The organism is Mariniphaga sp. (genome assembly GCF_041687215.1).
Lineage (GTDB): Bacteria > Bacteroidota > Bacteroidia > Bacteroidales > Prolixibacteraceae > Mariniphaga.
In genome coordinates this window covers 55509-66375 of the sequence record NZ_JAWLCI010000020.1, presented here as the reverse complement: position 1 = coordinate 66375, position 10867 = coordinate 55509, and the positions used below count along the sequence as shown (strand labels likewise).

13 protein-coding genes are annotated in these 10867 nt (G+C 37.7%); 8 read left to right on the top strand and 5 right to left on the bottom strand.

Going from position 1 to position 10867, the window contains the following annotated elements; all coding sequences use genetic code 11:
• Positions 1-113 precede the first annotated feature (113 nt).
• A complete protein-coding gene (locus ACESMA_RS09290; protein WP_372948523.1) occupies positions 114-1253 on the bottom strand; it encodes an ISAs1 family transposase in 1140 nt (379 codons plus the stop codon).
• A 187-nt stretch (positions 1254-1440) separates the two neighbouring features.
• On the opposite strand from ACESMA_RS09290, the gene ACESMA_RS09285 reads away from it, so the two are divergent.
• Both ACESMA_RS09285 and ACESMA_RS09280 read left to right on the top strand, forming a co-directional pair.
• Entirely contained in the window at positions 1441-2544 is a 1104-nt protein-coding gene (locus ACESMA_RS09285; RefSeq protein WP_372948522.1) for a DNA polymerase III subunit gamma/tau, read from the top strand.
• Between the two features lie 125 nt (positions 2545-2669).
• On the top strand, positions 2670-3149 hold the full coding sequence (locus ACESMA_RS09280) for a hypothetical protein (RefSeq protein WP_372948521.1): 480 nt from the start codon (positions 2670-2672) through the stop codon (positions 3147-3149).
• Positions 3150-3167: 18 nt separating this feature from the next.
• On the opposite strand, the gene pdxH is transcribed toward ACESMA_RS09280, so the two are convergent.
• Entirely contained in the window at positions 3168-3803 is a 636-nt protein-coding gene (pdxH, locus tag ACESMA_RS09275) for a pyridoxamine 5'-phosphate oxidase (RefSeq protein ID WP_372948520.1), read from the bottom strand.
• A 123-nt stretch (positions 3804-3926) separates the two neighbouring features.
• On the opposite strand from pdxH, the gene ACESMA_RS09270 reads away from it, so the two are divergent.
• Positions 3927-4529: a thioredoxin family protein gene (locus ACESMA_RS09270; RefSeq protein WP_372948519.1), complete on the top strand. Its 603-nt coding sequence runs from the start codon at positions 3927-3929 to the stop codon at positions 4527-4529.
• Positions 4530-4629: 100 nt separating this feature from the next.
• Here the strand turns inward: ACESMA_RS09270 and ACESMA_RS09265 are convergent, their stop codons facing one another.
• A complete protein-coding gene (locus ACESMA_RS09265) occupies positions 4630-5685 on the bottom strand; it encodes an RNA polymerase sigma factor (protein ID WP_372948518.1) in 1056 nt (351 codons plus the stop codon).
• A 300-nt stretch (positions 5686-5985) separates the two neighbouring features.
• Between ACESMA_RS09265 and ACESMA_RS09260 the strand changes: the two genes are divergently transcribed.
• The 5 genes from ACESMA_RS09260 (at position 5986) to trxA (ending at position 9389) form a co-directional block, all read left to right on the top strand.
• Complete coding sequence (locus tag ACESMA_RS09260) at positions 5986-6432, top strand: Hsp20/alpha crystallin family protein (RefSeq protein ID WP_372948517.1); 447 nt, start codon at positions 5986-5988, stop codon at positions 6430-6432.
• Positions 6433-6510: 78 nt separating this feature from the next.
• Entirely contained in the window at positions 6511-7458 is a 948-nt protein-coding gene (locus ACESMA_RS09255; protein WP_372948516.1) for a YfdX family protein, read from the top strand.
• A 27-nt stretch (positions 7459-7485) separates the two neighbouring features.
• A complete protein-coding gene (locus ACESMA_RS09250; RefSeq protein WP_372948515.1) occupies positions 7486-7629 on the top strand; it encodes a hypothetical protein in 144 nt (47 codons plus the stop codon).
• Positions 7630-7674: 45 nt separating this feature from the next.
• Complete coding sequence (locus ACESMA_RS09245; protein WP_372948514.1) at positions 7675-9006, top strand: Do family serine endopeptidase; 1332 nt, start codon at positions 7675-7677, stop codon at positions 9004-9006.
• Positions 9007-9089: 83 nt separating this feature from the next.
• Entirely contained in the window at positions 9090-9389 is a 300-nt protein-coding gene (gene trxA, locus ACESMA_RS09240) for a thioredoxin (protein WP_372948513.1), read from the top strand.
• Positions 9390-9416: 27 nt separating this feature from the next.
• Here trxA and ACESMA_RS09235 read toward each other — a convergent pair whose 3' ends face one another.
• Both ACESMA_RS09235 and ACESMA_RS09230 read right to left on the bottom strand, forming a co-directional pair.
• Entirely contained in the window at positions 9417-9770 is a 354-nt protein-coding gene (locus tag ACESMA_RS09235; protein WP_372948512.1) for a hypothetical protein, read from the bottom strand.
• Positions 9771-9782: 12 nt separating this feature from the next.
• Positions 9783-10748 carry a DnaJ C-terminal domain-containing protein gene (locus ACESMA_RS09230; RefSeq protein ID WP_372948511.1) on the bottom strand — a complete coding sequence of 322 codons (966 nt, stop codon included), beginning with the start codon at positions 10746-10748 and terminating at the stop codon, positions 9783-9785.
• Positions 10749-10867 lie beyond the last annotated feature (119 nt).

Below are 10867 nucleotides of genomic sequence, written 5' to 3'. Positions count from 1 at the left end.
CAAAACGCAATGTCTTTTCAACATAATTCAAGAATTTTTTTACCGCGGAAAATTAGTTAAAGTTTACGTTTCGTAAAAAGAAATAACGGGTTTGTTAATCAGGGAAATCGCTTTTAACATTTTAACAATTTTTCGCGATAGCTGTCATTTAAAGCAGCTTTAAGTCTTTTCTGGTTTTTTGAGGCCTTAAAAGTTTTGTCTTTCTCCAGTATTGCAAGTGCCATCTTATTAATAATATTGAAATTGGCTGCGGAAAAATCTTTCTTTTTTAATTTTCTGTCTTCATTGAATATTACATCTAATGTCCAGTGAAGGTTATTTTCTATTGCCCAGTGAGAGCGTACAACTTTATTAAGTTTTCGGGCATTGGATTCAAGCGAAGATATATAGTATCTTGTGTCGGTTGATTCCTCCCCCGTTTTTTTAATGAAGCGTGAAGATGTAATGCGCACTACCGATTTAAGCCCTGGCCAGTTTTCTTTTTCATCCATAAATTCCAAATCGCCTATGGCTTCACATACCCTTGTTTCTACTCTGCCATGCCCGGAGCTTACTGTTTCATTTTTATCCGGTGACTTGTAATAGTTAAATAATTTTTCTGTTTGCTCCTTTAATTCCCGTTGGTTATCTTTTACCATCAATACATAATCACCACCTTGTTTCATTATCTGACGAGCAATTTCTTTTTGACACCCCATAGCATCAATGGTAACAATACACCCTTTTACTGCCAATATCTCCAATACCTTGGGTATGGCTACAATCTCATTGTGCTTTTTATCAACGGACACCTGCCCAAGGCACAATTTATTTTCGGTAGCGTAAGCAGATACGATATGAAGTGCTGATTTGGGGTTGCCCGTATCTCCTGAGCCACAAATGCTCTTGCCATCTATGGCAATTACCTCTCCTTCTGTCAAACGTGAAATTGTGTTCACCCACCGGGTAAAACATTCACTAAACTTTACCGGATCTAACCTGCTAAAAAGTTTTCCCAACACATCGTGTGAGGGTATTCCGTGTTTGTAAGGAAAAAAACGCCGTAACCATTCGATTTTGTCATTTCCAAAAATCTCAATGGATGTCCAGTCCTCAACACCACTTAAGACGGCAGCGATAACCAGGAATAGAATTTCTTCGAGCGGATAATAGTAGTGCCCTTTGGTAGTACGTCTTGGATCTTTCAAGTCAGAAAAATGTTTTTTAAAATAATTATTCTGTTCAGTAGGGTTTTGTCCTGAAATGTTTTTCATTTTTTTGGACACTGCCCAAAATCAACAATACTAAAATAGTTATTAATTAGCTTATTATCAACTTATAGATAATTAGATATGAACAATTTATTGTTTAAAAGCGATTTCCCTGGTTTGTTAATAAGTTTTACAAGGTAAAAAAGCAGAAATGTTTATCTTTGGTCACTTGAGAAAGAACACAGCATAAATGGAAAATTTTATTGTTTCTGCACGAAAATACAGGCCCGATTCATTTGATACGGTGGTGGCACAATCGTCAATTACCACAACACTGAAAAATGCCATTAAAAACAACCAGTTGGCACACGCCTACTTGTTTTGTGGTCCGCGTGGCGTGGGGAAAACCACTTGTGCACGCATTTTTGCCAAAACAATAAACTGCTCCAATCTTTCTCCTGAAGTGGAAGCCTGCAATGAATGTGAATCCTGTAAGGCGTTCAATACCAGTCGTTCTTTTAATATTCACGAACTCGATGCAGCGTCCAACAATTCGGTTGACGATATTCGTGTGCTAATTGATCAGGTCCGCATTCCGCCACAGGTGGGTAAATACAGCGTGTATATTATCGATGAAGTGCACATGCTTTCTTCACAGGCATTTAATGCATTTTTGAAAACGCTGGAGGAACCGCCAAAACATGCCATTTTTATTCTGGCTACCACCGAAAAACATAAAATTATTCCCACAATTTTGTCGCGCTGCCAGATTTTCGATTTTAACCGGATTGGAATTACCGACATTGCCGATCATCTGGAATATGTGGCTAAAGGCGAAGGCGTTACTGCAGAAAAAGAAGCGCTGAATGTTATCGCTCAAAAAGCTGATGGCGCCATGCGCGATGCACTGTCAATTTTCGACCAGATTGTTAGTTTCTCCGGGAAAAATATAACGTATCAGGATGTTATTTCCAATCTGAACGTGCTGGATTACGACTACTATTTCAGGTTGGTGGAACATTTTTTGAAAAACGAAGTTCCTGATGTTCTGATGATTTTCGACGATATTCTGAATCATGGCTTCGACGGTCACCATTTTATCACCGGTTTGAGCAGTCATTTGCGTAACCTGCTGGTTTGCAAAGATTCTGTTACCGTTCAGTTGCTTGAAGTTGGCGGAGAAATTAAGGAGCGCTACAAGGTTCAGGCTTCAGTTTGTAACAGCGATTTTTTACTGAAAGCGCTTGAAATCAGCAATGAATGTGACATGCAGTACAAAATCAGTCAAAACAAACGGTTGCTTGTTGAACTGGCACTGGTGAGGATAGCGCAGCTAACCTTAAAAAAAAAATAGCTGACGAAAATTTACCTGACGACATTCTTTTTCCCATTTTTTCTGAAAATACAGATACACCGGCTGAAAAGCAGGAGAGTGGAAACAAGGTTCAAGCAGTAAACGAACCTGCACCCAAAAAACCAGTGAGACGTTTGTCGCGCCAAATGAAAGGTCCTTCAATAAAAGATGCCCTGGCCGGAAAGCTGGGCGAAGAAAAACTTTCGGCTAAAGAACAGCATGAAATTTATACCAGGGAAGGCGAAACAAATGATTTTACCGAAGAAGCCCTAAAAGTAAAGTGGGAAGAGTTTGTAACCCGGTTAAACGACAGGCCAAATTTGCAATCAACTTTACGGTGTGTACCCCTGCTGGAACAAGATTTTAAACTTGTTTTGGAAATCGACAATTCGGTACAGGACGATCTGATTAATACGATAAAACCCGAATTGGTTTCGTGGTTGAGAAAAGAATTGAAAAATTCTAAAGTTCAGTTGACTACCCGGATTTCTGAAACCGAAAAGGAAAAAATAATTTATTCCGATTCAGAAAAATATATGGAAATGTTAAAAAAGAATCCAAAACTGGAACTTTTAAAACAGAAATTTAAACTCGATTTCGAATAAGATTTTATAAAGCTGAATTCAGGGAGCTAACCTTTTTATTGACCAGGCTTCTCCTTCTTTTTCATATAAAATACGATCGTGAAGACGATTGGTGCGGCCCTGCCAGAATTCAAATTTTTGAGGTACCACTTTGTACCCGCCCCAAAACGAAGGAAGTCCGGGAGCATTATTTTCAAAGGTTTTTCTGTACTTTTCAAAACGATTTTCCAAATATTCACGTGAGGGAATCTCCTTACTTTGTTCTGATGCCCAGGCCGCAATCCGGCTTTCCAAAGGCCTTTCAGCAAAATACTTCTCTGAAATTTCAAGGCTCGTTTTTTCTGCTTTTCCGGAAATACGGATTTGCCGTTCAAGCAAAGGCCAGAAAAAATGCAAGCTGACTGACGGATTTTTTTCAATTGATTTTGCTTTTTCTGATGAATAATTGGTAAAAAAAACGAATCCATTCTCGTTGAAAAATTTGAGCAAAACAATTCTGGATTGCGGAAACCCGTCGGTCCCAAAGGTTGAAAGCGACATGGCTGTTGGTTCTTTTTCGTTCGAATCCAACGCTTCTTTCAACCAACTTTCGAATTGCCTAAAAGGATTTTTATCCACATTTTTTTTTGTCAATCCCGAAAAATTGTATTCGTTTCTAATGGTATCAAGTCTCATTTTTTCTGTTTAATCTGTTACAAATCAAAAATTTGTTTGTGCAAACCTATGAACATTTTTTAAAAGGGAAATGTTTTATTTAAGAGTTTAAAGTATTTTATTGAAACTTAAAAAATGAAAGCTATGAAAAATTTAATCGTAATTTTAATGATTACCGCCTTTATTCCGGCTATGGCAATAACAGGCACCATAGGAATAGGCGGAAAAGCAACCCTGACTGACGTAAAAATGCACGATGTTTCAGGCGAAAAATTTTCGCTTGCTGATGTAACCAAAGAAAATGGCCTTTTGGTAATGTTTTCAAGTAACACCTGTCCTTTTGTAATTCAGTGGGAAGACCGCTACAATGAATTAAAAACCTGGGCCGACCGCCACAATGTTGGAATGATTGTTTTAAATTCGAATTACGGCAACCGAAATGGTGTTGATTCTTATGATGAAATGAAAAAGCGCGCACGCGGGCAAAACTACAATTTTCCGTATGTTGTTGATGAGGATAGCCAGATTGCCAATGCATTTGGCGGACAAACCACTCCGCATGTTTTCCTTTTCGATAAAAATATGGAACTGGTTTACAAAGGAGCTATTGACGATAGCTACAAAAGTGCAGCCGATGTAAAACAGGCTTATGCAAAAGATGCCATTGCAAGTTTGGCCAGCGGACAGAAAGTTGCTGTTGCAGAAACTAAGCCTGTTGGTTGCAGCATAAAACGCAAGACAGAATAACTAACAAAAGGTTATTTATAAATACACACTCTGAAAAAGGTTCATGCATTTTGCTTGAACCTTTTTTTAATGTTCTGTTGAAATCATATATACCTGATTATTATAAACTCAACAATTTTTCTTTAATTATTTTACCTGAATTCTCAATTATTGATTCTACTTCTTTAATGCTGATATTTTTTATTTCAGCAATTTCTTTTTCAGTTAGCTGATTGATTAAATAAAGATCCAGTATATTGCCTTCCAATACGGGTAGTTTTGCCAGTTCTAACCGGATGATTTTATGAATTTCTTCCCGTTCTAACTTTAGTGTAATATCATCAAGCACACTATCTTCATTTTCTTCAAAAATCAAATCATATACAGAAAGTTCGTCGGATGCAGGAACAATATCATCCAAATCATCAAGAAGAATTATTTCATCATCAGCATCTGCGGTAATTTGTTCATCAAAAGCATTACGTTCTTTTTTAAGGATATTTTCGAGCCTTATTGTTTTTTTCCTGTCAAATTCAAATTCTTTAAGTTTTTCATTTAAAAGGTCATCTGCTTTTTTGTAAAGCCATATATCAATTTTGTTTTTATTTATTGAAATATCATCAAAGTGGTAGTAAAAAGCCAGATAGAGCTCATCCAGCAACTCATGAATTTTAAATTTACCTTTTTCCAGGGTGGTGGTCATTTCTGCTGCTTCTATTCGTCGTTTAATATATCGGGCAATATCGCTGAAAAGAATTTTTGTCAGCTCTGTAAATGTTTCTTTTATATTATCATGTCTTAATTCCTGGAGGTTTTGCAGATTTTCCAGGTAACTTTTTATTTTAACTTTCTTCCGTTTGAGCAGTTTGTCCTTTTTTTCCTTGTGAATATTTTTTGTAAGTGAAACTTTTAACTTATCGAATAATTTAAAAATGCAGGCTTCAATATCTTTATCTTTTTCACTTAAATAAAGCACATTTTCTTTCAAAGCAATAACAGCTGATATTTGACTGTTAATTTTATCCACGTTGTTAAAATAGATGTTTAATACTAGTGGTTTTGAGTATTGATCTGCAATTCTTTTTAAACGCCTGGTTTGATTCTGAATGAGTTTTTTCACATTGCGTTCTTTTTCCTTATTATTTAAATTTTTAAGGTTGTTGACAATGTATTTCATCGTTGCTTTTTTTTAATGTTATATACCATTTATTTTCAAACTACATACCAACATATTGCAGGAAATATACCTGTAATCTGACTTTGTCAATTTGTCAAAAAATATGACATTTTTTCAAGATTGAATTTAGATAGAACAATACTTTTTTTTGATAATTATTTTATGTAAGTTATTTGTAATAAATTATTTACAGGCATTAATTCAATCACTTGGCATATTATTTGAATTTAAATTTGCCGAAAAATCAATTTCAATTAACCCAATGTTTAATTAAAAATAAAGGAGGAATAAGCTATGAAAATGGCAAGGTTAACAAACAGCATGTTTCCATCAATTCCTTCTTTTACCGACAGGTTTTTTGGAGGAAATTTGATGGACTGGAACAACTGGAATTTTGCAGGTATTGATTCAACCCTACCTGCAGTAAATGTTAAAGAAAGCGATAGCGATTTTAAAATTGAAGTGGCGGCTCCAGGATTGAAAAAGAGCGACTTCAAACTGAATTACGACAAAGGCAGACTAACCATTTCATCTGAAAAGTCAGATGAAAAGTCAGAAAAAAATGGAAAAGAGGTAACGCGCCGTGAATTCAGTTATCAATCATTCCAGCGTTCTTTTACCATTCCGGATGATATTGTAAATGCCGACAAAATTTCGGCTAAGTACAAAGATGGTATTCTTCATGTAACGCTGCCAAAACGTGAAGAAGCCAAAGTAAAAACAGTAAAAGAAATTAAAGTGTCTTAATGGTAAACGGGCAGGATATTTCATGCCTGCCCGTTTTATTTTTTTATTGTTTAACATGAACGAAAGGAGGGAAATATCATGAAAACTAAAATTGGATATATAATCATGTTTATTTTGGTGGTGTTGGTTGGTTGCGACAGGAAAGATAAATTAGCAACAGAACCAGACATTGAATCACTGAAAAAACCGGAACAAACTTACCTGACTGAAAAACAGATTCAGACTTATGTGGATAAGGAGATTAACCTGGCAATTGATTTGGGCAACAAGAATATTATTCAAGAGGCAGCCGATGTTATTGCATTAACGCGTTCAGGCATATCTTCAATTTTAAACGAAAAGTACGCCGATGCTATTGAAAACATCGATAAAGCCATTGCAAAAGCGGAATTAATTATTCGCAGCGACCATCCTACAAAAATAATTTCTGAGGTTAATATTGAGGTACTCGATAGGGCAGAAAATGCAGAAAATGCAAACTATCTGATACATAATATCGATTCTTTGATGGAACTCGGCGAACTGCAAAAGGCAAAAAATTTGATGACACAGTTAACCAGCGAACTTCGTATTACCCGTGAAAGCATTTCCATTTCAGATTATTTGCAAACCTTGAAAAATGCCGGCCAATTGCTTAAAGGCAAAGAGCGGGAAAAAGCATTGCTCGAACTGAATTCAATGTTGTCGAGCATTACAATTGAAAGAAGCATAACACCTTTGCCGTTAATAATTGCCCAAAATATGGTAATAGAAATGGAAAAATTAATGAACAAAGAGCATCCTGATATAGAGAGTATCCTGGCCCTTTTGAATGATGCACAATATCAAATACGTTTTGCTCAAATGCTGGGATATGGGAAAACAGAAGAAGAATATCAGCAAATTCATGATGGATTTAAAGAAATAAAAACCGGGCTAAATGAGAATAATTTTAGCGGGGTAAAAAAACGGATTCAAGATATTGAAGAATACCTGAAACAATTGCAGACTGATATTTCGGTATATACAAAAGTAAATTCATTTTAATGAAATAAAAGAGGGGAGGACAGAGCCATGAAAAAGTATATTTCATTAATAATTGCAGCCATATTGGGCAGTGCCTTTACATTAGGTACATTCCTTGTTACTGGTTCAGGAACAGCCAAAACCGTGAAAATAGAACATCTTTCTTCTTCTCCGGTAGTGGGAGCAGCCTAAACAGTAAATGAATCTGGCGAGATTGTTCCGCTTGAATTTACAGAAGTGGCCCAAAAAGTAATGCCGGCAGTGGTGCATATAAAATCAACTCAAATGCAGAATGTCCGAAATTTCCAATACAGGCAATATCCGGATCCGTTCAGGGATTTTTTTGATGATGATATTTTCGAGCGTTTTTTTGGGCCGCATTTCCGGTTCGAACAGCCACAGCCAGAGCAACGGGGACTGCAGCCAAGAGTCGGCGCCGGCTCCGGGGTAATCATTAATTCAGATGGATACATCGTAACCAATAATCATGTGATTGATGGCGCCGACGATATTGAAGTTACCCTCGAAGACAACCGGGTTCTCAAAGCCAAAGTTATCGGAACCGATCCGTCCACAGATCTTGCTTTGCTGCAAATACAGGCCAGAGATTTGCCCACTATACCGTTTGTAAATTCCGACGAAATTGAAGTGGGCGAGTGGGTGTTGGCTGTCGGAAATCCATTTAACCTCAACTCTACGGTAACAGCGGGAATTGTAAGTGCAAAAGGCCGGCAAATTAATATTTTACCTGACCAAAATGCCATCGAGTCATTTATCCAGACCGATGCAGCCATTAATCCGGGAAACAGTGGGGGAGCGCTGGTGAACCTGAATGGCGGGCTGATTGGAATTAACACTGCCATTGCAAGCCCTACAGGTGCTTATGCCGGTTACGGTTTTGCAGTGCCTTCCAACATTGTTTCCAAAGTGGTTGAAGATCTGTTAAAATACGGCAGGGTTCAGCGCGGATATTTAGGATTAATGATTCGAACGGTAGATGGTAACCTGGCCAGGGAAAAAGATTTGGATGTAACCAGAGGAGTTTATGTTGATAGTATTGCCGCGAACAGCGCCGCCGGCGACGCAGGCATTAAAATCGGAGATGTGATTACAGAAGTAGATGGTAAAGAAGTTTCTACATCAGCCGGACTCCTGGAAATTATCGGACGCCATCATCCGGGTGATAAGGTTTCGCTTAAAATAGATCGCCAGGGCGATGAACATGAATTTCTGGTTACCCTCAGAAACCAGGAAGGAGAGGAAAAAATGGACGAACGGCCCTCCAACGAAATTCTTGATATTCTTGGTGTTGAACTGGAGGAAATAGATAAAGAAACAGCCCGGAAACTCGATATTAAAGGCGGACTGCAAATAACCAGGATATATACCGGAAAATTAAAAAACAATACAGACATCCGTGTTGGATTTATAATTACCAAAGTTGACGGAAAAAATGTTAAGACAGTTGATGAGTTCGTGAAAATCCTGAAAAATAAAGAAGTAGGAGTAATGTTTGAAGGTGTGTATGAAGATTATCCGGGAACTTATTATTATGCCTTTGGACTGTAATTGATAAAAATAATTGGCATACCTGCGGAAATTTTGAAGTAATATTTTCCGCAGGTATTTTTGTATCATTAAAACTGAAAAATATGAAAGGAAATTTTAATTCAATTATCCAATCACAGGTTCCTGTTCTGGTCGATTTTCATGCTGAATGGTGCGGACCTTGCAAGATGCAGTCGCCCATTTTGGTTGAACTGGTAGGCGAACTGGAAGGAAAAATTAAGGTCATTAAAATAGATGTGGACAAAAACCAGGAAATTGCAAACCGTTTCCAAATCAGGGGTGTGCCAACACTGGCACTTTTTAAAAACGGACAGGTTGTATGGCGGCAATCCGGGCTGGTGCAAAAAAATCAGCTAAAATCAATTCTCCAATCTTATTTGTAATTTTTTTTATCAGGATGAATTAAGAGATTAAATCCCCATGTAACTCATTAATTCCTGTTGTATTTCTTCAATTTTCTGATTTTCAGGTTCGGCACTGATTATAATCAGGCTACAAGCCAGTTCCGACAATTTCCAGTCGCGCTGAGTGCCATTTGATGCCGAACGGTAAATGCAGGAGAAATGTTGCTGCACCGGAACCCCTGTTAAACGCAGAATGGCAATCGCTTTTCGGATTGATTCATTCAAATCGAAATCATCGGATTGCATTAACCGTTCCAGCAATTCGCTTGCATAATACCTGTAATTTAGGTCATTCATCCTTGAGAGGAATAACTCAATCATCGGGTCGGTGTAATTGTAATCATAGTATCTTGCCAGCATAATTTCTTCGTTTTAGTTGTGACTGTAAACGTGATTATTTCGCAATTCCTTTAACTTTTTAAACAGGTTTACTTCCTCCTGGCTCAGGTTTTTAGGAATAACTACATTTAATTGTACATACAAGTCGCCAAATTGACCTGGTTTTCCGTAAATTGGCATTCCTTTTCCTTTTAACCGCAGCTTACTTCCGGTTTGTGAGTCTTTCGGAACAGGGACATTTAATTTGCCTGCCAGGGTATTGATTTCAGCTTTTCCACCCAGAACGGCAGTATATAAATCGATGTCTGCTTTCAACGTCAGGTTGTTACCGTCAGTTTTATACAGACTATCCGGCTGGACTTTTATTTTAATATAAATATCGCCATCGGCGCCTCCTGCTGCTCCGCGGCCACCCTTTCCTTTTATGCGCAGCTCCAGTCCGTCGTAACTTCCGGGTTTTATGTTTACGCGCAATTTTTTACCGTCAACGTTGAGTATCCTGGAAGTTCCGTGGTAGGCTTCATACACGCTGATTTCCATTTCAGCCTGCAAATCCTGGCCTTTGCGTGGGCGTTGCCTGCCGGAAAATCCGGATTGTGCACCTCCGCGCCCTCCGAAAAAGGCATTGAAGAAATCGGAAAATCCACCGCCTGAACCACCAAAAATATCACCCATATCCCCTTCGTAATAGAAAGTCCTTCCACCACCGGGCGACTGGCCGCCAAACTGAGAGAAGTCAAATCCGCCACCACCACCGTAACCGGCATTTTCATATTGTTTCCAGTTGGCGCCCAGCTGGTCGTATTTTTTCCGTTTTTCAGGATCTTTTAAAACCTCGTAGGCTTCACCAATTTCCTTGAAGCGTTCTTCAGCTTTTTTATCACCATTGGTTTTATCAGGGTGATACTTTAGAGCCAGCTTGCGATACGCTTTTTTTATTTCATCCTGACTGGCATTTTTCAAGACTCCCAATATTTTATAGTAATCTTTGTATTCCATCTTTCGTGTGTTTAAAATTTGTTTTAAATCGAATTCGATTTAGTTTTTAAAATAAAAATACAAAATACAGTCCAATTTTCAATATTTTTTTAAAAAGACAAATTGTCCTTAATAATATG

Bases quoted from the DNA above. Each gene is read 5' to 3' on its own strand.
- ACESMA_RS09290 (WP_372948523.1), bottom strand. From the start codon at position 1,253: ATGAAAAACATTTCAGGACAAAACCCTACTGAACAGAATAATTATTTT.
- ACESMA_RS09285 (WP_372948522.1), top strand. From the start codon at position 1,441: ATGGAAAATTTTATTGTTTCTGCACGAAAATACAGGCCCGATTCATTT.
- pdxH (WP_372948520.1), bottom strand. From the start codon at position 3,803: ATGAGACTTGATACCATTAGAAACGAATACAATTTTTCGGGATTGACA.
- ACESMA_RS09270 (WP_372948519.1), top strand. From the start codon at position 3,927: ATGAAAAATTTAATCGTAATTTTAATGATTACCGCCTTTATTCCGGCT.
- ACESMA_RS09265 (WP_372948518.1), bottom strand. From the start codon at position 5,685: ATGAAATACATTGTCAACAACCTTAAAAATTTAAATAATAAGGAAAAA.
- ACESMA_RS09260 (WP_372948517.1), top strand. From the start codon at position 5,986: ATGGCAAGGTTAACAAACAGCATGTTTCCATCAATTCCTTCTTTTACC.
- ACESMA_RS09255 (WP_372948516.1), top strand. From the start codon at position 6,511: ATGAAAACTAAAATTGGATATATAATCATGTTTATTTTGGTGGTGTTG.
- ACESMA_RS09250 (WP_372948515.1), top strand. From the start codon at position 7,486: ATGAAAAAGTATATTTCATTAATAATTGCAGCCATATTGGGCAGTGCC.
- trxA (WP_372948513.1), top strand. From the start codon at position 9,090: ATGAAAGGAAATTTTAATTCAATTATCCAATCACAGGTTCCTGTTCTG.
- ACESMA_RS09235 (WP_372948512.1), bottom strand. From the start codon at position 9,770: ATGCTGGCAAGATACTATGATTACAATTACACCGACCCGATGATTGAG.
- ACESMA_RS09230 (WP_372948511.1), bottom strand. From the start codon at position 10,748: ATGGAATACAAAGATTACTATAAAATATTGGGAGTCTTGAAAAATGCC.